The organism is Rothia sp. P7208 (assembly GCF_048512915.1).
Classification (GTDB): domain Bacteria; phylum Actinomycetota; class Actinomycetes; order Actinomycetales; family Micrococcaceae; genus Rothia.
This window is the reverse complement of the sequence record NZ_JBLXXW010000004.1, coordinates 68,175-89,503: the sequence shown is the minus strand read 5'-3', so window position 1 is coordinate 89,503 and position 21,329 is coordinate 68,175. Positions and strand designations below refer to the sequence as shown.

At 47.7% G+C, this 21,329-nt stretch carries 20 protein-coding genes; 5 read left to right on the top strand and 15 right to left on the bottom strand.

Features of this window, described 5'->3' with window-relative positions:
* Positions 1–171: 171 nt before the first annotated feature.
* Together nusA and rimP are read right to left on the bottom strand one after the other, a co-directional pair.
* Complete coding sequence (gene nusA / locus ACN084_RS05630; protein ID WP_419102164.1) at positions 172–1,167, bottom strand: transcription termination factor NusA; 996 nt, start codon at positions 1,165–1,167, stop codon at positions 172–174.
* Positions 1,168–1,305: 138 nt separating this feature from the next.
* Positions 1,306–1,896 (bottom strand): ribosome maturation factor RimP, encoded by a 591-nt coding sequence (rimP, locus tag ACN084_RS05625; protein ID WP_419102163.1) that lies wholly within the window; start codon positions 1,894–1,896, stop codon positions 1,306–1,308.
* A gap of 181 nt (positions 1,897–2,077) precedes the next feature.
* Here rimP and ACN084_RS05620 point away from each other — a divergent pair, with 181 nt between their 5' ends.
* Positions 2,078–2,929: a hypothetical protein gene (locus ACN084_RS05620; RefSeq protein ID WP_419106177.1), complete on the top strand. Its 852-nt coding sequence runs from the start codon at positions 2,078–2,080 to the stop codon at positions 2,927–2,929.
* 97 nt (positions 2,930–3,026) lie between these two features.
* Here ACN084_RS05620 and ACN084_RS05615 read toward each other — a convergent pair whose 3' ends face one another.
* The 5 genes from ACN084_RS05615 to ACN084_RS05595 all read right to left on the bottom strand — a co-directional run bounded on the left by ACN084_RS05615 (position 3,027) and on the right by ACN084_RS05595 (position 8,977).
* Complete coding sequence (locus ACN084_RS05615; protein WP_419106176.1) at positions 3,027–4,841, bottom strand: proline--tRNA ligase; 1,815 nt, start codon at positions 4,839–4,841, stop codon at positions 3,027–3,029.
* A 150-nt stretch (positions 4,842–4,991) separates the two neighbouring features.
* A complete protein-coding gene (locus tag ACN084_RS05610) occupies positions 4,992–6,176 on the bottom strand; it encodes a GNAT family N-acetyltransferase (protein ID WP_419106175.1) in 1,185 nt (394 codons plus the stop codon).
* A 77-nt stretch (positions 6,177–6,253) separates the two neighbouring features.
* Positions 6,254–7,423: a flavodoxin-dependent (E)-4-hydroxy-3-methylbut-2-enyl-diphosphate synthase gene (gene ispG / locus ACN084_RS05605; RefSeq protein ID WP_419102159.1), complete on the bottom strand. Its 1,170-nt coding sequence runs from the start codon at positions 7,421–7,423 to the stop codon at positions 6,254–6,256.
* A complete protein-coding gene (locus ACN084_RS05600) occupies positions 7,405–7,596 on the bottom strand; it encodes a hypothetical protein (RefSeq protein ID WP_419106174.1) in 192 nt (63 codons plus the stop codon). The genes ispG and ACN084_RS05600 overlap by 19 nt, the downstream gene beginning before the upstream one ends.
* Before the next feature lie 49 nt (positions 7,597–7,645).
* Positions 7,646–8,977, bottom strand: a complete 1,332-nt coding sequence (locus tag ACN084_RS05595; RefSeq protein ID WP_419106173.1) for a M50 family metallopeptidase — start codon at positions 8,975–8,977, stop codon at positions 7,646–7,648.
* Between the two features lie 560 nt (positions 8,978–9,537).
* Between ACN084_RS05595 and pflB the strand changes: the two genes are divergently transcribed.
* From pflB to pflA, 3 genes are all read left to right on the top strand, one after another.
* Positions 9,538–11,646 carry a formate C-acetyltransferase gene (pflB, locus tag ACN084_RS05590; RefSeq protein WP_419106172.1) on the top strand — a complete coding sequence of 703 codons (2,109 nt, stop codon included), beginning with the start codon at positions 9,538–9,540 and terminating at the stop codon, positions 11,644–11,646.
* 103 nt (positions 11,647–11,749) lie between these two features.
* On the top strand, positions 11,750–12,004 hold the full coding sequence (gene grcA2 / locus ACN084_RS05585; protein WP_419102155.1) for an autonomous glycyl radical cofactor GrcA2: 255 nt from the start codon (positions 11,750–11,752) through the stop codon (positions 12,002–12,004).
* A gap of 17 nt (positions 12,005–12,021) precedes the next feature.
* Positions 12,022–12,897: a pyruvate formate-lyase-activating protein gene (gene pflA / locus ACN084_RS05580; protein ID WP_419102154.1), complete on the top strand. Its 876-nt coding sequence runs from the start codon at positions 12,022–12,024 to the stop codon at positions 12,895–12,897.
* Between the two features lie 119 nt (positions 12,898–13,016).
* Here the strand turns inward: pflA and dxr are convergent, their stop codons facing one another.
* From dxr to rpsB, 8 genes are all read right to left on the bottom strand, one after another.
* A complete protein-coding gene (gene dxr / locus ACN084_RS05575; RefSeq protein ID WP_419106171.1) occupies positions 13,017–14,342 on the bottom strand; it encodes a 1-deoxy-D-xylulose-5-phosphate reductoisomerase in 1,326 nt (441 codons plus the stop codon).
* Positions 14,343–14,478: 136 nt separating this feature from the next.
* Positions 14,479–14,739 (bottom strand): GlsB/YeaQ/YmgE family stress response membrane protein, encoded by a 261-nt coding sequence (locus tag ACN084_RS05570; protein ID WP_419102152.1) that lies wholly within the window; start codon positions 14,737–14,739, stop codon positions 14,479–14,481.
* A 151-nt stretch (positions 14,740–14,890) separates the two neighbouring features.
* Positions 14,891–15,478: a cell division protein DivIVA gene (locus ACN084_RS05565; protein WP_419102151.1), complete on the bottom strand. Its 588-nt coding sequence runs from the start codon at positions 15,476–15,478 to the stop codon at positions 14,891–14,893.
* 56 nt (positions 15,479–15,534) lie between these two features.
* Positions 15,535–16,383 carry a phosphatidate cytidylyltransferase gene (locus ACN084_RS05560; protein WP_419106170.1) on the bottom strand — a complete coding sequence of 283 codons (849 nt, stop codon included), beginning with the start codon at positions 16,381–16,383 and terminating at the stop codon, positions 15,535–15,537.
* A 5-nt stretch (positions 16,384–16,388) separates the two neighbouring features.
* Positions 16,389–16,946 carry a ribosome recycling factor gene (gene frr / locus ACN084_RS05555; protein WP_419102149.1) on the bottom strand — a complete coding sequence of 186 codons (558 nt, stop codon included), beginning with the start codon at positions 16,944–16,946 and terminating at the stop codon, positions 16,389–16,391.
* Positions 16,947–17,172: 226 nt separating this feature from the next.
* Positions 17,173–17,916: a UMP kinase gene (pyrH, locus tag ACN084_RS05550; protein ID WP_419102148.1), complete on the bottom strand. Its 744-nt coding sequence runs from the start codon at positions 17,914–17,916 to the stop codon at positions 17,173–17,175.
* Between the two features lie 164 nt (positions 17,917–18,080).
* Positions 18,081–18,911 carry a translation elongation factor Ts gene (gene tsf, locus ACN084_RS05545; protein WP_419106169.1) on the bottom strand — a complete coding sequence of 277 codons (831 nt, stop codon included), beginning with the start codon at positions 18,909–18,911 and terminating at the stop codon, positions 18,081–18,083.
* A 126-nt stretch (positions 18,912–19,037) separates the two neighbouring features.
* Positions 19,038–19,847 (bottom strand): 30S ribosomal protein S2, encoded by an 810-nt coding sequence (gene rpsB, locus ACN084_RS05540; protein WP_419102146.1) that lies wholly within the window; start codon positions 19,845–19,847, stop codon positions 19,038–19,040.
* Positions 19,848–20,543: 696 nt separating this feature from the next.
* On the opposite strand from rpsB, the gene ACN084_RS05535 reads away from it, so the two are divergent.
* Positions 20,544–21,119, top strand: coding sequence for a M23 family metallopeptidase (locus ACN084_RS05535; protein ID WP_419106168.1), 576 nt, complete (start codon positions 20,544–20,546; stop codon positions 21,117–21,119).
* Positions 21,120–21,329: the final 210 nt, after the last annotated feature.

The window sequence follows — 21,329 nt, the reverse complement described above, 5'->3', positions numbered from 1 at the left end:
GTATGAGCTCATCCCTTCTTACTATATTCGGATATTTCACGCCGTCTTCTGGGGTCAATGCCCCGCAAGAAACGGCTACACCTATGGTGCGTCGTTTCGTAACACCACTATCAGTCTATCGTTCTTCATCGACAGAACTGAAACTTTGTTAGTTAACTCGCATTCTGCGTGTTATTCTTCGTCTTCTCCGACGGCCTGATTGTAACGAGATTCAGAAAGAATATCGATACGCCAACCAGTAAGTTTCGCCGCAAGACGAGCGTTCTGACCTTCTTTACCAATAGCCAAAGAAAGCTGATCATCTGGCACTACCGCACGAGCAGAGAAAGTTTTAGGGTCAATCACCGTTACATGTTTAACTCTTGCCGGTGAAAGAGCCGCAGAAATAAATTCTGTGGGGTCTTCAGAATAATCAACGATATCAATTTTTTCGTCGTTAAGTTCAGACATCACCGCGCGCACACGAGCGCCCATCTCACCGATACAAGAACCTTTAGGGTTAATGCCAGGTTTGGTAGCACGCACAGCAATCTTGGTGCGATGGCCGGCTTCACGTGCTACTTCCATGATTTCGACGAGGCCTTCTTGAATTTCTGGTACTTCATGTTCAAAAAGTCCACGCACAAAGTTGGGGTGTGTTCGAGAAAGTACGATGGAAGGACCTTTAGGCCCACGGCGGGCTTCAAGGATATATGAGCGGAAACGCAAACCGTGCGGGTAGCGCTCGCCGGGAACCTGCTCGGAAGTGGGAAGGACAGCTTCGACAGCTCCCAAATCAACATGAACCATGCGAGGGTTAGGGCCCTGTTGCACGATACCAGAAACAATCTCTCCTTCGCGGTCACGGAAAACGCCGAGAACTTGAGAGTCTTGAGCGTCACGAAGACGTTGCTGAATAATTTGTCGAGCTGTTGAAGAAGCGATACGTCCAAAGTTATTGGGGGTGTCGTCGAATTCACCAATTTTTTCGTCGTTTTCGTCTAGTTCTGGTGCCCAGATAGTGACGGTTCCTGTGGTGAGGTCAATTTCTGCTCGTGATTCGCGGATAGCTCCAGGCTGTTTGTGGTACGCCAAAAGTAGTGCGTTCTCGATCATCGGTATAACCTCATCGAGGACGATATCCCCTTCTTTTTCAAGCTTTCGCAGGATGCTCAAATCAATATCCATGGCAGGCCTTTCCTTCTACAACAGACCGGGGCACGCGTGTACCCCGGCTCCGCCTTCTCTAACATTCAGGCGGAAGATACCGCATGAACCTTCGTGTTTAACGTTTTCTCTACTTAGTGATTCTAGCGAATTTTCCCACTAGTGATTGAATTCAATTTCTACTTTTGCGGCAGAAATTGCCTCCCACAGAAGTTTTTCGCTCTCTTTGTAGGATTCTTTCTGACCTTTTTTCGTCTGTTTTTTACGACGAATCATGGCGCCGTCTTCTTCGACGTTGTCTAAGCGAGCTAAAAATTGTTCCCCTGATTCAAGAGTGATGTCTAGTAGACGTCCCTGTGCCCGTTTCCAGTGTCGGACTTCGGTGAGTGCACGTGTAGCTCCAGGAGAAGAAACTTCTAAAGCATACGGGACGTTTCCGTCTTCTGCTTCATCAAGTGCGTTAGAAAGAGCTCCAGAAATTTCAGCTAAGGTGTCGAGGGAGAGCAGGTCAGTGCGGTCTTCGGTGTAGTCAACAACAACTTCTAGAGTACGGTGCATGCCAGAACCTTGAGCTTTAAGACTCTCAAGCACACAACCGAATTGTGCAATTACTGATTCAATGCTCTCTCTGACGTCCTCGACGTTGAGGAAGGCGCTGTATTGTTCGGGTGCAGATACTCGAGCTAAAGCACGTTCAGCTGCACGACGCTCTCTAGCATTCATAGTATTCTTTTGAGAAGGTTGTACCATCAGCTACTTTCTTTTCAGATTAAATCGAACTAGCGGTTAAGCCTACCGTCTATGGCACCACTTTTCCTATGAGAACACCCCTAACACGGTGGTGTGTGAGAGCTAACGTAAAAAGAGAAGGTAGATTCGGCAGGTCGTACACTCTCAACACCACTGATGACAAGAAAAGGGTTATACCACGATGAAATCTTCGACTCTAGCAAGCGCGCTCACAGGTAGCTCTCTTGTCATAGTGCTAGCCCTTGGCGCATACTCTCAAGTTCAGGAGCGTCATCAGGCAGAATCTTTAGCACCGTACACTCGCATATCTAGCGCTCTCATTGAGGTACAAGATTCTTTAGCTTCACAGCAAACTCCCGTATCTGATGAGCTAAAATCTTTGGTTCAACAACAACTAGATTCGTTACCTCATTCGGCAAATATTCTAGCGAGCAAGGACCACCCCAAGGATGATTCTCCCTCGTGGGAGAAGACCTTTGATTCTTCTGTACAGAAGCTATATCACGAGGTTTTTATCAATGCAGATCGACAATCCGAAGCTCAAAATTTTGTTCGTTCTGAACCGTTAGAATTTGTTCAGAAGTTACAAGATTTTGCTCAAGAACATCAGATAAAGCTCTCTGAGGTGAAAGCTCCAAAGACAGTTGCTTGCCGTCCTCTTTCAGAGCGTACCCCAGCACCTGAGAGCGTTGCACGTCTTCTTCAAGCAAGCTATGCGTACCATTATGCCAGTGAGGTCATTGGGGCAAGAACCGATGTCGATAGCTTTTCTGCCCAAGAGGTGTCAGATATTGAGCGTTCGCAGCAGCAAGCACAACTCTTTGAACGCCAGCTTGTTCAAGCAGTATCGTGTCAGTATCAGTTACCAAAACAGCAGGTTACTTATCCGGTTGACGTTGCACAAGGGTACACATTTTTAGAAGAACAATCTGATGTTTTACAGAAGAATGCTTTAGCAGTTGTTGCCGACCGCAACGTACCAAGTGATGCGCAAATTTTTGTTCTTTCTACCCGTATCTTTTTAGAAGGCTAGTTCAGTTCTTCTGATACTTCGTGACAAGGTATATAGCTGAGGGTGTTCGTCCGATGAAAACATCGTACGAACACCCTCAGCTTCGTATGGTTTGTTCTTAGGCAGATACTTCTTCAGCCGTTATTTCTTGTTGTACTTGTGCAACGGCCTCATCAAGGTCCACTTCGCGAGATGATCCGGTTCGGCGGTCACGAATTTCAATCTTTCCGTCTGCGTAGCCACGTCCAACAACAATAATTGTTGGCACACCGAGCAGCTCAGAATCTTTAAATTTCACGCCGGGTGATACCTTCGGACGGTCGTCAAAAATCACGTCAATCCCTGCAGCTTCGAGCTCATCAACAAGTTTTTGAGCACCAGCAAGGATTTCTTCACCTTTGCCTGTTGCCACAACATGCACGTCTGCTGGTGCGATGTTTCGGGGCCAGATAAGGCCCTTCTCATCATTATTTTTTTCAGCAATAGCAGCTAGCGCGCGAGTAACACCTACGCCGTAGGAGCCCATCGTAACTGTTTGTAGCTTTCCGTCCTGATCAAGGACTTTGAGCTCAAGTGCTTCAGCGTATTTACGTCCTAGCTGGAAGATATGTCCCATTTCAATACCACGAGCAGTGTACAGTTCGCCAGAGCCATCGGGGGCCATATCGCCTTCACGGACTTCGCAGGCTTCAATAGTAGCGTCTGCCACGAAGTCACGGCCTACAACAGCGTCATACACGTGGTGTTCAGCTTGGTTAGCGCCAGCAATCCAAGCGCTTCCTTCTACGATACGTGGGTCAATATAGAAAGGAATACCTGTAGCAGATTCTTCACCTAAGAGTTGTTGCTCTCGTGATACGCCTGGGCCGATATATCCCTTGACCAGTTGCGGGAAGTCTTTGAGGTCGTTCTCGTTTGCTGGTTCTACCTCAACTTCGCCGCCAACACCTAGTAGCGCACCAATGTTAACCTCCACACGAGAAAGGTCTACGTTACGGTCTCCGGGGATGCCGATAGCAGCCAGACGACGCTCTCCATCAGGCAAAATAACCGCAACAATCAGTGTTTTGAGGGTATCTTTCGCCTCCCATGAGCAGTTCTCACGAGGATAAAGTTCGTTTGATACCTGAACCAAAGATTCGATAGTAGTTGCCTGAGGCGTTTTACGAACATTTGCTGCTGGTGTGTTACTCGCATCTACAGTTTCTAGCGGGTAGGTAGTGACAGCTTCAACGTTCGCAGCATATCCACCAGCAGAGCGCACAAAGGTATCTTCGCCGATAGGCGTTGGGTGCAGGAATTCTTCAGAACGAGAACCACCCATAGCACCAGATTGCGCTTGAACGATCACAATTTCTAGTCCGAGTCGTTCAAAGATACGTTGGTATGCACCTCTGTGTGCGTTATAGGCTTCTTCGAGTCCTTTGTCGTCGAGGTTGAAAGAGTAGGAATCTTTCATGATGAATTCTCGTCCGCGCAAGAGTCCAGCACGTGGGCGTGCTTCATCACGGTATTTTGTTTGGATTTGGTAGAGGTAGACGGGGAGGTCTTTATACGAGGTGTATAGGTCTTTAACGAGGAGCGTGAACATTTCCTCGTGGGTGGGTGCAAGGAGCATATCTGCGCCTTTGCGGTCTTTGAGGCGGAAGAGGTTATCTCCGTATTCATCCCAACGGTTCGTGGCTTCGTAGGGTTCACGTGGGAGCAGTGCGGGAAAGTGTACTTCTTGGGCGCCGATAGCGTTCATCTCTTCGCGGACGATGTTCTGCACTTTGTTGAGCACCGAGAGTCCTAATGGTAACCAAGTGTAGATACCTGGTGCGGCACGGCGAATGTATCCGGCACGAACTAAGAGTTTATGGCTGATAACTTCTGCATCGGAAGGGTCATCGCGCAGGGTGCGCAAAAAGAGTTGTGAAAGGCAAATAGCCACCAAAATCATCCATTCTTATTGTGGGGTGCTCATGAGTGTTTGTGACACTTGTTGAGGAATATTTGTACTTATTTTAGCGTAGATGCTCTGTTGATGATGTTCCTTAACGGGCAAGGCATCGACGATGTTATGGGGAAGAAAAGATAGTTTTTAGAACGTCACCGTTGCAAAAGTACCGTGTTGTTCCATACCGAGACTTTGATATAGCCGGTAGGCGCGTTGGTTATGACTATTGACGTACAAACTAATATGAGGGAATCTTGGGCGAATAAGTTCGATAGCTTGAGCTAGCAGAGGTGCAGATAGCCCTACCCCACGGTAGGCAGGATGCAACCATACCCCCTGTATTTGGCAAAGATCTGAGTATGCTAGCCCAAGGTCTGCTTTGAAGATGACAACACCATCATCGTTGGTGGCAACAAGGGTTCTTCCTGTTCTAATGTATTCTTCAACTCGTTGGATGTATCCGGCGGAGTCTCTAGTCATCGGGTCATAACCCACTTCTTCAATAAACATTGCCACAGAAGCTTTAAGTAGTGAATGGCGGTCGGAGGTACGTGCCCAACGGACGGCGTTCTCTTTAATGGCTGGAACGTCAAGGTTTTTTTGCTGAGGTTGAATTTTTTGTGTGGTAAATGTTTCTAAAGATTTCTGTGGGTCAAGGTATAGTAGCGGCTGATTTTCGCTCACGGAGAGAGGCGTTGCTGCTTTAGGTTGTAGAAGTTCCCATAACCCAAGAACGTCTTCAGCGTCGCCAATGATGGATGATATGTATTTGATAGAGCGGGTAATCATGGTACTGGCATGTTTACGGTATTCTTTGGGAATTACGATAGGGACACAATTTGATCCTAGCCAGAAGGCGCCTACCATCGTGAAGAATGTTGCGGAGTGTTCTTGAGAGTATTTTTTATGAGGCTCAAGAATCTCATTTTGTAGCGGGATAGGTCTCCGTGGTTTTAATGTAATTTTGTCAAAAAGTTTTTCCGTAACTTTTTTGACGGTTTGGCTCATTCGTTCGCTATCGGGCAGATACGGTTTTCGTGTGTTGGCGTTTTTGCGTTCTGTCTCAAAGTTACCGTAGGCGAGTTCTACTCCGTGATGGACTATCGGTGCGTTCTCATAAACAGGTATGAAGATGCCCATGAACCCATAGTTTTGGCGTTGCCCGCTCAGGGCGGAGGGTGTTGGTAGTCCAAAGCGCTCTAGATGTTCTGAAGCGTAGAGGTTCTTGATGGGGTCGGTGGCTATCATCGTTTCAAGTTCGTCCCAATCGTCAATGGTTAGGGGACGAATAAGAACATCCTCTGTGTTGCGTTGAAAAAATGAGAGCACGGTGGCCACAGCTTTCTTCAGGTTAAATGTATGACACTGGCCAGGGGTATGGTGTTTCCCTGGCCAGTACTTACGGGTTATTTGACAATGACTTGCGCACCAGGCCCATCTTCTGGGATGTATTCGCCGTTGGCTTCCATTTCTTCGGCAATACGGGTAGCTTCTTCGATGAGAGTTTCAACAATTTGGTCTTCGGGCACGGTTTTGATGACTTCGCCTTTGACGAAAATTTGTCCTTTGCCGTTACCTGATGCGACGCCGAGGTCTGCTTCGCGAGCTTCACCAGGCCCGTTGACGACACATCCCATAACGGCAACGCGAAGCGGAACTTTCATGCCTTCGAGCCCTTTAGTGACGTTTTCTGCTAGTTCCCAGACGTTGACTTGTGCTCGTCCGCAGGAGGGACAAGATACGATGTCAAGTTTTCGAGGACGAAGGTTCAGCGATTCAAGAATCTGTGAACCTACTTTGACTTCTTCAACAGGAGGAGCAGAAAGCGACACTCGGATAGTGTCACCGATGCCTTGAGACAGGAGCGCCCCGAAAGCCGTTGCGGATTTGATGGTGCCTTGAAAGGCTGGTCCAGCTTCTGTAACGCCTAGGTGCAAAGGCCAGTCTCCGCGTTCTGCTAGGCGTTTATATGCTTCGACCATGACTACGGGGTCATTGTGTTTAACGGAGATTTTGAAGTCGTAGAAGTCGTGTTCTTCAAAAAGTGAGGCTTCCCAGACTGCGGATTCTACGAGCGCGTCGGGTGTTGCTTTGCCGTATTTTTGGAGGAGGCGCTTGTCGAGGGAGCCAGCGTTGACTCCGATACGGATGGAGGTTCCGTGGTCATTCGCCATTTGCGCGATTTCTTTGACTTGGTCATCGAATTGTCGGATGTTTCCGGGGTTAACGCGAACGGCTCCACAGCCTGCTTCAATGGCGGCATATACGTATTTGGGTTTGAAGTGGATATCTGCGATAACGGGTATTTGTGATTGCTTCGCAATGATAGGTAGTGCTTCTGCGTCTTTGTCGGTGGGGCAAGCCACACGTACGATGTCGCAACCGGCAGCGGTAAGTTCAGCAATTTGTTGGAGGGTTGCACCAATATCGTGTGTCTTGGTGGTTGTCATTGACTGCACCGACACTGGAGAGTCTGAGCCAACACCTACGGACCCAACTTTGAATTGTCGGGTTTTGCGACGTGGCGCAAGTGTAAGCGGGGCGGGTGCGGGCATGCCTAAACTGACCGAAGCCAAGATGTTCCTCCAAAGACTTGTCGGTGGTGCGCGCGATGCGCACCGATACCGTTATCTATTGTGCACCAGATACTAGTGTTTTTTCGAATGCAGTGGGCTTCGCGACGAGTTTCTGCTGTAGATATAGCTCTCAGCGCAATGTTAAGAGCGTCGGTGTTTGTTTGTTCTTCCACGATATACCACCTTCATAAGAGTGGTTGTCTGTTTTGTCACAGATAGTTTTTAGAAGAGGTTAATAGGTTTGATGATGTCGGCAAGGATAAGGACCACCGACATAAGGATGAATGCTCCAGCTACGACCCATGTCAGTGGAAGAAGCTTTACGGGGTCAAAGGGCCCAGGATTAGCTTTACCTCGTAGGCGTGCCCAACCTTTTCGGAGGCCCTCCCATAGTGCGCCGGCAACGTGTCCTCCATCAAGCGGTAACAATGGAATGAGGTTGAAGACGAATAGCATGAGGTTCATGGAACCGATTAGGGAGATGAGCGTAGCGCTTTTAGAACGTAAATCGATACGGTCTGTTGCTGCGATTTCACCTGCAGCACGCCCGACTCCAACAACGGAAACGGGTGAGTCCGCGGGGCGTTCGCTTCCAGTAATGAGTGATTCTCCCACTGAGAATACTCTCGCTGGAAGTTTGAGGACTGTTGCGCCAATACGTTCGAGGGTGTTCCCCACTTCGGGGAGAACTTGTCCAATATGTCCTGGTGTTAGTTCGCTAGTGGGGCTAACACCGATGAAACCAACGGTGATGGTTTTGTAGGTTCCGTCGGGGTTCTTTTCGTATTGTCCTGTGAGTTGGTTATAGACCGGTCTCACCGTTTCCAACGGGGTGATGGTCAGTTCTCGTGTTTTTCCATCTTTTTCAACTGTTACTGGAACAGAGTGGTTTGCGTTCCGTTGGATGAGAGAGGTGAGTTGTTCCCACGAGGTGACCTGTTCACCGGCAAAAACAGTAATAGTATCTCCAGCTGTAAGACCTGCCGCGTGTGCTGGAGAGTCGAGATCGGTGTTGGTGCAGCTGGCACGGTTGGCTTGGTCTGCGTTAGTGGCAGTGACGGTATGTACGCATTGTGAAATGGTTTCGATGGTGGTTGTGGGCTGGTATTTTCCAAAACCGAGGATGAGCACTGCCATACAGAGAACCCCAATGAGGAGGTTCATGGTGGGCCCGCCGAGCATGATGATAATGCGTTTGTAGACTGGCAGTTGGTAGAACAATCGCCCTTCGTCCTTTGGCGTGATACGTTCGGCGTCGATGTCGCGTGCGTCTTGGTAAATCTGCGATAGGCGGTTGTGACGAGTGGTTTTTGAGGCGGGTGGGTACATCCCAATCATTGAGATGTATCCGCCAAGAGGGATGGCTTTGATTCCGTATTCGGTTTCGCCAACTTTTCGGGAGAAGATGGTTGAGCCGAACCCAATCATGTATTGAGGCACTCTGACGTTGAAGAGTTTTGCGGGGACGAGGTGCCCTATTTCGTGTAAAGCGATAGAGAGAATGATGGCGAGTGTCATGATGACGACTCCCCCAATAAATAAGGCGGTACCCATGTTTGTTTCCTCTCTGCGCTGTTCGTGGTGAAATTCTTTAAACTTCACCTATCAAACCATGTTTTCGAGTGTTGTGGCAGTGCTACGCACCATGTATTGAGCTAGTACACAGTTTTTTCTGGGATGTTAAGCGTAGTTTTTACAGTATTTTTGGTGGTTATTGTGTGCAGGGTCGAGGCGTGAGCGTTATTTGTGCAGGTTGTTCCCCTCCCTCCATAAAACAACACAAGAAAAGATGAAACCATAAGAACACAATCTCCTTATGGTCACAAAAACCCTCTGCGCAACACCTTGCAGAACTTTAACTATATGTCACCAACACAAAAACTTCACAAAAGAACATAATAGGCGTTACGTACCACATAAATACAAAATAACATTTTCTAATATCAATAAAACTACTAGTCAAAAGACATTTTTAAGCTAATCATAAAAATTCTTTCCATAACAAAACCAGCACACCTTTTAACATTCAACAGCTCAATGGATACGATAAAAACGTCACATAAAAACACCGCTCACATAAACAAAAAGCGGTTACCGCAAACAGGAGTGCAGACATGACCGTTCACACGGAATCGCACACAGCAGAGCACGACATCTTCGCCGTCGCATGGAAAGATTTCACCTCGGGACCATGGCAAGAACATGTAGACCTCAGAGACTTCATCCAACGCAACTACACCCCCTATGAAGGCGACGCCTCCTTCCTCGCCGGCCCCACCGACAAAACACTCAGAGTCTGGGACACCCTCGAAAAGAAATACCTCTCGGTAGAACGCAAACAACGCGTCTATGACGTCGACACTAACACCCCTGCAGAAATCGACGCATTCCCTGCCGGCTACATCAGCGAAGACGATGACGTCTGCGTCGGATTACAAACAGACGTTCCCCTCAAACGCGCCATGATGCCCAACGGCGGCTGGCGTATGGTCGAAACCGCCATCAAAGAAGCCGGCAAAGAACCCAACCCAGACATCAAAAAAATATTTACCGAATACCGCAAAACCCACAACGACGCAGTATTCGACATCTACACCCCACGTATCCGCGCAGCCCGTTCATCACACATCATCACCGGCTTACCCGACGCCTACGGACGTGGACGCATCATCGGCGACTACCGCCGTGTAGCACTCTACGGCGTAGACTTCCTCATCCAAGAAAAAGAAGCCGATAAACACAAAGTCGCTGACCAAGGATTCTCCGAACACTGGGCACGATACCGCGAAGAACACTCAGAACAAATCAAAGCCCTCAAACGCCTCAAAAAGATGGCACAATCCTACGGATTCGACATCTCAGGGCCCGCAAAAAACGCACAAGAAGCCGTCCAATGGACCTACTTCGCATACCTCGCATCCGTCAAATCACAAGACGGTGCAGCCATGTCCATCGGACGACTCTCTGGCTTCCTCGACATCTACTTCGAACGAGACCTAGCCAACGGAACCATCACCGAATCTGATGCACAAGAAATGATCGACGCGCTCGTTATCAAACTACGCATCGTCCGCTTCTTACGCACCATCGACTACGATCAAATCTTCTCAGGAGACCCATACTGGGCAACATGGTCCGACGCAGGATTCGGAGACGACGGACGAACCCTCGTCGTCAAAACATCCTTCCGACTCCTACAGACTCTACGCAACCTCGGACCAGCCCCAGAACCAAATATCACCATCTTCTGGGACGAAAAACTTCCCGCAGGATACAAAGAGTTCTGCTCCGCTATCTCCATCGAAACATCCTCCATCCAATACGAATCTGATCCACAAATCCGAAACACTTGGGGAGACGACGCCGCCATCGCATGCTGCGTATCCCCCATGAAAGTCGGCAAACAAATGCAGTTCTTTGGCGCTCGCGTCAACGCTGCTAAAGCACTGCTTTACGCAATCAACGGTGGACGAGACGAGATGAGCGGAAAGCTCATCGTTGAAGGGTACGAACCCATCACCGGTGACGGGCCTCTCGATTTTGACGAAGTCTGGCAAAAATATGAAGAAATGCTCGATTGGGTGATTGCAACCTACGTTGAAGCACTCAACATCATTCACTACTGCCACGATAAATATGCTTATGAAGCTATTGAGATGGCGCTCCACGATTCCGACGTCATTCGAGCTATGGGATGCGGTATCGCTGGGCTATCCATTGTTGCGGACTCACTGTCAGCTATTAAATATGCGAAAGTCACCCCTGTCCGCGACGAAACAGGACTCATCGTTGATTACATCACCGAAGGAGACTTCCCTGCCTACGGAAACGACGACGACAGAGCAGACGATATCGCCGCAACAATCGTCCATACGGTCATGAGCAAGATTAAAGCTATCCCGCTTTATCGTGATGCTATCCCCACCCAGTCAGTGCTCACAATTACCTCGAATGTTGTCTACGGTAAAGCTACCGGAAACTTCCCTTCCGGACACCGTGCAGGAACACCCTTCTCCCCCGGCGCAAACCCCGAAAACGGTATGGATACACACGGCATGGTGGCATCCATGCTCTCTGTTGGCAAACTTGACTATCAAGATGCCCTCGACGGTATTTCCTTGACCAACACCATCACTCCCACCGCGTTGGGGCGCACCAAAGAAGAACAAGTTCAGAACCTTGTAGGCATCCTTGATGCAGGATTCTTACCAGAAGAAGACTAACCGCATATAACGGTTACCCCATGGGTTACCTCGTGTTGGTATATGCCCTCGTGCTGAGGCATATACCAACACATCACTTGAAAAATCTAAGGAGAAAATTATCATGGCAGTCAAAACCTTTGAAGAACGTCTTGCAGAGATGAAAGCTAACCGAGCTAACGTCCCTGCAGATCAGCATGGCCTATACCATGCAAATATCAACGTCCTCAACCGTGAGACCCTCGAAGACGCAATGGAAAACCCCGATAAATACCCAAACCTCACCGTTCGAGTCTCTGGGTATGCCGTAAACTTTGTGCGTTTGACGCGTGAGCAGCAACTTGACGTTCTCTCACGGACTTTCCACCAGAGTGCTTAACTCTCTTCTGGTCAATAATGTCTACATCAACAGTAGAAACGATGCCGTTGGGGGAACAAGGCTTTGCTCCCCCAGCGTCTCGTCATGCAGGAGCTGGAACGTGGGGTCTTGGTGAACTCACCGATTTAGAACGAAGCGAACAGCTTAAAAGAATGAGAGAGGGAAAATTAGGTTCTGTCCATTCTTGGGAGCTCGTTACTGCGGTAGATGGCCCCGGCACTCGGATGACGGTCTTTATGAATGGTTGTCCGCTGCGGTGCGTGTACTGTCATAATCCAGATACGTTTAACATGCGTGATGGTCAGCCAGTTGAGGCTCAAGAATTAATCAAACGCATCAAACGGTATCGCAAAATTTTTAAATCTACCGGTGGTGGTTTAACAATTTCTGGTGGAGAAGTCCTCATGCAGCGTGCTTTTGCGTGGAATGTTCTCATGGGCGCTAAATCTTTAGGTATTCATACGTGCATTGATACCTCTGGTTATTTAGGTGCAGCAGCTACCGATGATTTTCTTGAGTCAGTAGATTTAGTTCTTCTCGATGTTAAAGCCGGTGATGAGGAAACCTACCATCGTGTGACAGGACGACGTTTACAACCAACTATTGATTTTGGTGACAGACTCAACGCTCTTGGCAAAGATGTGTGGATTCGTTTTGTTTCAGTGCCTGGTTACACCGACTCTTATGAGAATGTTGAGAATGTTGCAGATATTGTATGCCGCTGGCCCCAATCTGTTCGAAGAGTAGAGGTCTTACCTTTTCACCAGATGGGAACAGATAAATGGCATTCTTTGGGTCTTGAATACAAACTTGAAGATGTTCGTCCTCCCAGTAAAGAAGAAACAGAGCGGGTACGCCAACAATTTCGGGACCGCGGGCTCACCGTCTATTAAAGTGCCGTTACTGGAATTCTGAACTTTTTAGTAGTTCACATAAATATGCGCTGTTAAAGACCACGGTGGCAAGTTCTCAAGGAGCTTGCCGCCGTGGTCAACACGTTTTGGTACATCTACTATTGTGCCAGTATTTCGCCGGCACGTATACGTGCCCAGCGCTCTGCTTCTAAAACTGAGTCCAAGGTCAAGTTTTTTTCGGAACAATATGCACTCGACGATTCATGTTCGTCCAGTACTTTTTGAACGGTATCAATCATCGCGGTAAAAGAAATTTTCTTCTCATGGAAGGCTTCTACTGCTTCTTCATTCGCAGCGTTAAATACCGTGGGTAGGGTTCCTCCACGACGTCCAGCGTCTTTGATGATACGGACTGCTGGGAACGCTTCTTCATCAAGAGGCTCAAAAGTCCATTTCTGTGCGATGTTCCAGTTACAGGCGGGTGCAACGCGAGGGATACGATACGGCCATGTCAGACCTAACGCAATGGGTAGGAGCATGGTCGGTGGGCTAGCTTGGGCAATTGTTGTACCGTCAATAAATTGAACCATAGAATGTACCACTGATTGCGGGTGCACTGTGACGTCAATATGGTCAAGGTCTACACCAAAGAGGTAGTGTGCTTCTAATACCTCAAGAGCTTTATTGACCATCGAAGCAGAGTTTGTTGTTACGACTTTACCCATATCCCATGTAGGGTGTGCTAGGGCTTGCTCAGGGGTAACATGTTGTAGTTGTTCTTTGGTCATTCCACGAAATGGCCCGCCCGATGCGGTGAGGATTAATCGTTCAATTTCGCTGTCGTGTCCGGTGTTTAGGGCCTGAGCTAGAGCAGAATGTTCAGAATCAACAGGAATTAGGGGTTGTTCGTGTGGTGATTGATCTACTGCTTGGCGGACTAAAGCCCCACCAGCAATGAGGGACTCTTTATTTGCTAACGCAATGTGTGCGCCAGAGGATAAAGCTGCCAGGGTTGGGCGTAAACCGATGGAACCGGTGATTCCGTTCAGTACTATATCTGCACCGCAGCTCGCAGCTTCAGAAGATGCGTTTTCGCCGCAGATAATCTGTGGGGTGTACCCAGATAATCCATGTGCTGTGCTGTGCTGTTGGATGAGTTCTTGTAAGGTGATACGGTCTTGTTCTGTTCCGCTCGTTGCGATCAGTTCTGCTCGAGTTTCTACAGCTTGTTGCGCTAATAGTTCTAAGGAGTTTCGTCCAGCAGAGAGCGCCCTAACACGGATGGGGGCATCAGCATCGTAGAGGCTAGTATGCGATAGGGAGCATAAGTGCCGTAGCACTTGGAGTGCTTGAGTTCCAATAGAGCCAGTTGACCCAAGAATGCTAAGGGTTCGGCCTACCCCACAATGTTGAAGATATTCATCACTTAGGGACTCTAGAGGATGAGTATTTGTACGAGGTTTAGCTGTGCCACCAAATTTCATAGTATGTAGTTTACCGTCTTTGCTGAAACACTTTGAGGACACCATGATTAGTAGCCGTGTTTTAAAATGACGATGCGAGGGTGCTAGCATCTCGGTTGAGAGCTATCAGCCTCGCATCGCACGGTAGTGATAAGTTTTAGTTTTTTGCGCCTAGTTTGCCCCAGATAAACAGAGCAATAAGAGAACCAATAACAGCAGTGACGATAGTACCGAAGCTGAGCTCGGTAATGCCGTTAGAAAGGCCAGGAATAAAGGTTCCCAACCATCCGCCGATGAACGCACCAACAATACCCAATGCGGTGGTGACAATAAATCCTCCACCTTGTTCACCGGGCATGATGAACTTAGCGAGTGCACCAGCGATGAGGCCTAAAATAATCCAGGTAATAAGACCCATTTTTATCTCCCTATTTTTATGAGAGTTTCCGCTCTCTGAAAGTATGATGACAGAAAATGCTTCAACCATTAGTCATTATACCTAGATAGTCAGCAGGGTGATATTTTCTTAAGACATTATGCTCTCAGCAAGTAATGAAGTTGACATAAAACTATTTCAAATCAAGTATTAGTTCAATACAGCGATCCATAAATGCGTCAACTTGCGTCTCTTCATAACATAAAGAACCTACAGCGCTACGAAAAACTGCCCGACGAACCAGACCCGCAGAAAGTTCTCCCTCACCTCGAAAATGCTGACGCAGTTTCTCGCATAATGCATCCACATCATCCACAAAATATCCTTGAACCCGTGCAGAGCTAGGACGACGGAAACGCTCTCCTGAGGCACGGTTGATACGCCCCATCACTAATTCAGCACTTTCCTCTACCGCTTGACGCCACGTCTGACGTCCATATTTTTCAATATAACGACGACGTTCCAAAGACGCGAAACGGTCTTCAACACGATCTAACGTCGCGTCAACGTCAGCCGGATAGTAACCACCCTGCACCGGTGTAAAACTCATGGTGCGAATAGTCGTTGAGGTCATCATCCCCGGGTAAGTTTGTCCTGCGCGCAAATTTTCAAAATCCTCAACCAGCTGAACAAAAAAAGCGTCTACTTCACGCGCAGAATATCCTTGTTTCTTCGGCTCAACAGCACGGAACTCACGAACACGCTGACGTCTTTCTCCCATATAAACCACCTCAAAATACCCATGAAAATCATACTATTCCTTCATCGTCAAAGACCCTAAACAAGGAATTCAAAACCAGTGAATAGTACGTATCCAACAGCTAAACAAAAAACAATAGAATCTAACCGGTCCATTACTCCACCATGACCAGGAAGAATGTTTGACATATCTTTAATGCCAATTTCACGTTTAATCATAGATTCAGAAAGGTCACCAGCAGTCGCCGTCACAACCAATGCGCACGCCAGAATAACGCCAAACCACCACGGATACCCTAAAAAGAAACACGAAATAACAGCAGTCAATGCAGACCCTATCAAGGAGCCAGCAAACCCTTCCCACGTTTTTTTCGGAGAAATCGTTGGCGCCATAGGGTGCTTACCCCATCGAACACCCGCCAGATACCCCCAAGTGTCATTCGCAACAGCCATCAACAAAATTAAAAATATTTTGCCAGAACCACCGTCAGTTCTAAACAACAACAAGGCTAATGCCACCATAAAAGGAACCCATGAGGTCACAAAGATAGACCCCATCACTGACATAATCATGCCATCTTTAGGCCCCAAAAGACGCCAAATAATTTGCGCTAGAATAGCGCAGACCATCGCAGTAATCATCCATTGCCCACCCCCAATATAAGCGATTAGGGGTAGGAATAATGCGCTTGCTACTGTAGGAAACATGGGTATTCCCATACCACGTTTCTTATTGATACCAGAAGTTACTTCCCACGTACCAACAGCAGCAGCAAGCGCACCAAGAATGACAAGAAGCCAAGGGTAGCAAAACAAACCGACAATAAGAAGAGCACCTAAAAAGGTACCTACGAAGATAGCAGCAGGAAGATTACGTCCCGCTTTAGAATTCTTTGACCCAGTTTGCTGTTTAACCCGAGCACTCATCAAATTTAGACCTCGAGAAGCTCCGCTTCTTTACGCTTGAAAAGCTCATCAATGTGGTCAATATGCTTTTTTGTCAAAGCGTCTAGTTCTTTTTCTCCGCGAGCACCTTCATCTTCGCCAACTTCGCCGTCTTTGACGAGCTTGTCGATAGCGCTCTTTGCAGTGCGACGGATGTTACGCACAGAAACGCGCGCTTCTTCAGCTTTATGACCAACAATTTTGATGTATTCTTTACGGCGTTCTTCTGTCATTTCTGGCATCACAACGCGAATCACATTACCGTCGTTTGCAGGGTTAGCACCAAGATCAGAGTTACGTAGAGCTTTCTCGATATCGCTAAGAGCAGACTTATCGTAAGGGGTAATAAGAATAGTTCGAGCCTCGGGAGTCTGGAAAGACGCCAGCTGCTGCAAGGGAGTAGGAGTTCCGTAGTATTCTACGGTCAGTGAAGAGAACAATGAAGGATTTGCACGGCCAGTACGCACGTTAGCGAATTCATTCTTTGCAGCTTCCACTGCCTTATCCATCTTTGTTGTTGCTTCTGCTAATGATTCCTCGATCAACGGTATCTCCTTTTAATACAGTATTTTTATCAGTCAAAATAACCGACAGGTATGCTCCCTATTAGTCTAGTTGATTTACTCTCTTCTTGCTTAAGACATCTCGAAGAAGCAAGTGTTAATTCCATGAAGAGTGAAGAGCTACCAACGCAAAGGGTTCTTTTGTTCATTAGGTATTTACACCAGATGAACAAAAGAACCCTCAAAAAAACATCGCGCCTAGTTATTCTTAGGCTGTCACCAGAGTTCCCATCTTTTCACCAAGAATAGCTCGAGTTACATTACCGTCACCTTGCATACCAAATACGCGCATCGTGACGTTGTTATCACGGCAGAGAGAGAACGCCGTCTGATCCATCACACGGATGTTCTTACGCATTGCCTCATCATAGGTGAGGCTATAAAGACGCTCAGCATCAGGGTTAGTCTTTGGGTCTGCAGTATAAATACCATCGACACCGTTCTTTGCCACCAAAACTTCATCTGCAGAGATTTCTAGAGCACGCTGCGCAGCAACTGTATCTGTCGAGAAATATGGTAAGCCAGCACCAGCACCAAAAATTACAACACGATCTTTTTGCATATGGCGAATAGCTCGGCGTGGAATATAGGTCTCAGCAACCTGCGGCATGGTGATAGCAGACTGAACACGAGTATCGATACCAGCCTGCTCAAGGAAATCTTGAAGAGCCAAGGAATTCATGACAGTACCTAGCATGCCCATGTAGTCTGCGCGGGAACGATCCATTCCCGCATTTGAAAGCTCTGCGCCACGGAAGAAGTTGCCTCCACCAATCACAATAGCGGTCTCTACTTTGCCGATGGTTGCAGCAATTTGTTCAGCAACTCCACGAACAACGTCGGTTGCAATACCGACTTCTCCACCGCCAAAGACTTCCCCCGATAGTTTGAGAAGAACTCGACGGCGTCCTGTGTCATCGCGATAGGTGGGGGTAGTAGCGGGCTGAGTCATGATGGCGCCTCCAAAAAGTTCTGTATTTATGATGCGTCATAAAACGCGTTCTCGTCTAATAGCATACGACAAGGGGAAGTGCCGTTCTAGGCACTTCCCCTTGTTATGTTCGGCTCAATCTAAAATATTTCTATTTTTTGAGAGCAAAACAGTGAAGTTTTTACTTATGCACCAACGCGGAAACGCTCGAAAGCGGTAGCGGTAGCGCCAGCTTCTTCAAGAACCTTAGCAACAGACTTTGAAGAATCTTTTGCGAAGTCCTGATCAAGAAGAGTGTTTTCCTTGTAGAAAGCTTTGAGCTTACCTTCAACAATTTTTGGAATAATCTGCTCGGGCTTACCTTCAGCAGCAGCGGTTTCTTCAGCAACACGCTTTTCTGCTTCAACGTCAGCAGCGGGGATTGCCTCAGAGTTCAAGTATTTAGGAGACAACGCTGCGATGTGTACAGCAACATCGTGTGCTACGGTATCGGTGTCTTCACCGGTGACAGCCAAAAGAACGCCAACCTGTGCAGGGAGGTCTTTGGAGGTCTTGTGCAAGTACACAGCAATGTTCTCGCCCTCAACGCGTGCTACGCGGCGAACAACAATTTTTTCGCCCAAGAGTGCGCCAGCTTCGGTGGTGAGTTCTTCAACGGTCTTGCCGTCTACGGTAGCTGCCTGAAGTTCTTCCAAGGTGGAAGCGTTAGCTGCAATAGCTGCTTCGAGGACGTTGTTACCGAACTCTACGAAAGGATCAGATTTTGCAACGAAGTCAGTTTCAGAGTTGACTTCTACCATGTAGCCAACGCCGTTTTCAACGCGTGCAGCGATAAGGCCTTCAGCGGTTGCACGGCCTTCGCGCTTGGTAACGCCTTTGAGGCCTTTAACGCGGATGATTTCCATTGCTTTCTGCTGGTCGCCATTAGCCTCATCGAGAGCTTTTTTGACGTCGAGCATGCCTGCTCCGGTCTTTTCGCGCAGTGCTTTAATGTCTGCTGCGGTGTAGTTCGCCATTGTGAACTCCTTGATTGTTTTAGTTCAAAGATTTATAGATACACACTGTAGGGGTGTTACAGTATGGTTTCTGCTAATGGCGCCCACCCAAGAACTTTAGGTGGGCGCCATTAGTTTTATGTGAAATTACTCTGCAGATGCTTCAGTAGTTTCTGCGGTCTTTTCAGCTTTGTGCTGTTCAAGAAGCTCGCGCTCCCATTCAGCCATAGGCTCTTCAGCAGTGTTTCCCTTGCCTGCTTTCTTGTTGTTGCGCTCTAGGAGACCTTCTGCAACTGCATCAGCAATGACGCGGGTGAGGAGGTTGACGGAGCGGATTGCATCGTCGTTACCGGGGATGGGGAAAGCAACTTCGTCAGGGTCACAGTTGGTGTCAAGAATTGCCACAACAGGAATATTGAGCTTCTGAGCTTCGTCAATTGCGAGGTGCTCTTTCTTGGTGTCTACAACCCACAAAAGGCTAGGAGTCTTGGTGAGGTTACGGATACCGCCAAGAGTGCGCTCAAGCTTTTCGTGCTCACGACGAAGCAAGAGGAGTTCTTTCTTGGTGAACTGTGAGCCTGCAACATCGTCAAAGTCGATCTGCTCTAGTTCTTTCATGCGGTCGATACGCTTAGAAACAGTCTCGAAGTTGGTGAGCATACCACCAAGCCAGCGGTGGTTAACATAAGGCATGTTAACGCGGGTAGCCTGCTCAGCAATAGCTTCCTGAGCCTGCTTCTTGGTGCCGACAAAGAGAATGGTGCCGCCGTGAGCAACGGTTGCTTTAACAGCTTCATAAGCCTTGTCGATGAAAGCCAAGGACTGCTGCAAGTCGATGATGTAAATGCCGTTACGCTCGGTGAAGATGAAACGCTTCATCTTGGGGTTCCAGCGACGGGTCTGGTGACCAAAGTGAACACCAGAATCAAGAAGCTGGCGCATAGTTACGACTGGCATGTCGTCTCCTTTTATATAGATGTGCCGTGGCGACCCCTGATTCCAGGCTAACCGTCCACGCGCATAGTAGTTATCGGTTTACATTGGAGTAAAACACTCCCCTGGTAAAACTCATATTGTTCGAGGGAGGATACCCTGAACAATACTCAGACCTTCACCACCTCTTCGGTGGACCGAAAGTTCTCAGTCTTCACGAAAGTTCAAAGATGTTGAGTCATCATGAAGATATTGTTTTACGCGTTGTCAGACCACTTCTATAGTGGCAAGTCACTATGTACGGCAACTTTTCGAAACCCCAACAAAAAACCTTAGTCATACAACAAAAGTTTTTAGGCAGGAAATATCGAACTGCAGTAGCCAACTATACCGCATCTACAGCGTCAAAAACATACGGAATACGGCGAATGTGAGCAAAAAACCAAGGTTTTATGCAGACAACAGGAAACACCACAACATCACACAAACAACCAATACACCACACCGATGTTTTTTAGATATACCCCTCCCACACATTCCTATTCAAGTCATCAAAGGGTAGCCCCCTCGATAACAGAATGAAGCCCGTCTCAATATCTATCACGATCAAGCGCCCTGTTATCCACAGTTTTACCCAATCCGGTAAAGACGCGAACAGCATCAACAAAACTCAAAAAGATAGTATTTTTTCCGTTCTTGCAGAAGAAAGAACATAACAAGATGAAAACCATACGCAATACCACCCAAAGAGTTACCACACTGTTTATCATCGTTATCGCACTCTTTTGCAATACTGCGAGCGCAGCTCCCCCGTCGAAAGAGGGGTATACGCCTGTTGATTCTGTGATGAAACACCGTCAAGAACCTCGCTGGGTCTCCCCTGTTCCTGAACCGGTAGAGGTTTTACGAGCTTTTCAAAAACCTCAGCATCGTTGGTCTAAAGGACATAGAGGGGTAGATATGGCTGCTGATGGCGCAATACGGGCGCCCAGAAGCGGAAAAATCATTTTTTCAGGAAAAGTTGTTGATCGATACGTCATCACTATTGAACATGATGATGGGTATAAATCTAGTTTTGAGCCTGTTACCAACGCAAAAGAAGCAGGTCAAGAAGTCTCCCTAGGAGAAATCATTGCGCAGGTGGATAATACTGTTCACCATTGCACGAAACAGTGTATTCACTGGGGTGTTCGTCAAAAGATTGCAGAGGAATGGGAATATATCAACCCATTAGCACTATTACAGGTAGAGAAGCCAAGTGTTCTTCTCCCCGTTGAAGATGATTTTTTGGCCTAATCTGTCTTCTCATAGCTGTTATTCAGACATAAAAGTATCTATTACTGCATAAAATACTCTATCTTCACTCGCCAAAATAGCTTTGACAAGGCATAATGATAGTTCTGAGGGGTGTCGAAAGACTCATACTAATACAAACATACTTCACTCGCAGATATAAGAGGGGACGGAGCAACAAGCTCCGCCCCTTTTGTTGTCTCCTCTACACCT

What these genes read in the sequence shown, in the direction of transcription:
- nusA (WP_419102164.1), bottom strand. Translation starts at nt 1,167, where the DNA reads ATGGATATTGATTTGAGCATCCTGCGAAAGCTTGAAAAAGAAGGGGAT.
- rimP (WP_419102163.1), bottom strand. Translation starts at nt 1,896, where the DNA reads ATGGTACAACCTTCTCAAAAGAATACTATGAATGCTAGAGAGCGTCGT.
- ACN084_RS05620 (WP_419106177.1), top strand. Translation starts at nt 2,078, where the DNA reads ATGAAATCTTCGACTCTAGCAAGCGCGCTCACAGGTAGCTCTCTTGTC.
- ACN084_RS05595 (WP_419106173.1), bottom strand. Translation starts at nt 8,977, where the DNA reads ATGGGTACCGCCTTATTTATTGGGGGAGTCGTCATCATGACACTCGCC.
- pflB (WP_419106172.1), top strand. Translation starts at nt 9,538, where the DNA reads ATGACCGTTCACACGGAATCGCACACAGCAGAGCACGACATCTTCGCC.
- grcA2 (WP_419102155.1), top strand. Translation starts at nt 11,750, where the DNA reads ATGGCAGTCAAAACCTTTGAAGAACGTCTTGCAGAGATGAAAGCTAAC.
- pflA (WP_419102154.1), top strand. Translation starts at nt 12,022, where the DNA reads ATGTCTACATCAACAGTAGAAACGATGCCGTTGGGGGAACAAGGCTTT.
- dxr (WP_419106171.1), bottom strand. Translation starts at nt 14,342, where the DNA reads ATGAAATTTGGTGGCACAGCTAAACCTCGTACAAATACTCATCCTCTA.
- ACN084_RS05570 (WP_419102152.1), bottom strand. Translation starts at nt 14,739, where the DNA reads ATGGGTCTTATTACCTGGATTATTTTAGGCCTCATCGCTGGTGCACTC.
- ACN084_RS05565 (WP_419102151.1), bottom strand. Translation starts at nt 15,478, where the DNA reads ATGGGAGAAAGACGTCAGCGTGTTCGTGAGTTCCGTGCTGTTGAGCCG.
- ACN084_RS05560 (WP_419106170.1), bottom strand. Translation starts at nt 16,383, where the DNA reads ATGAGTGCTCGGGTTAAACAGCAAACTGGGTCAAAGAATTCTAAAGCG.
- pyrH (WP_419102148.1), bottom strand. Translation starts at nt 17,916, where the DNA reads ATGACTCAGCCCGCTACTACCCCCACCTATCGCGATGACACAGGACGC.
- tsf (WP_419106169.1), bottom strand. Translation starts at nt 18,911, where the DNA reads ATGGCGAACTACACCGCAGCAGACATTAAAGCACTGCGCGAAAAGACC.
- rpsB (WP_419102146.1), bottom strand. Translation starts at nt 19,847, where the DNA reads ATGCCAGTCGTAACTATGCGCCAGCTTCTTGATTCTGGTGTTCACTTT.
- ACN084_RS05535 (WP_419106168.1), top strand. Translation starts at nt 20,544, where the DNA reads ATGAAAACCATACGCAATACCACCCAAAGAGTTACCACACTGTTTATC.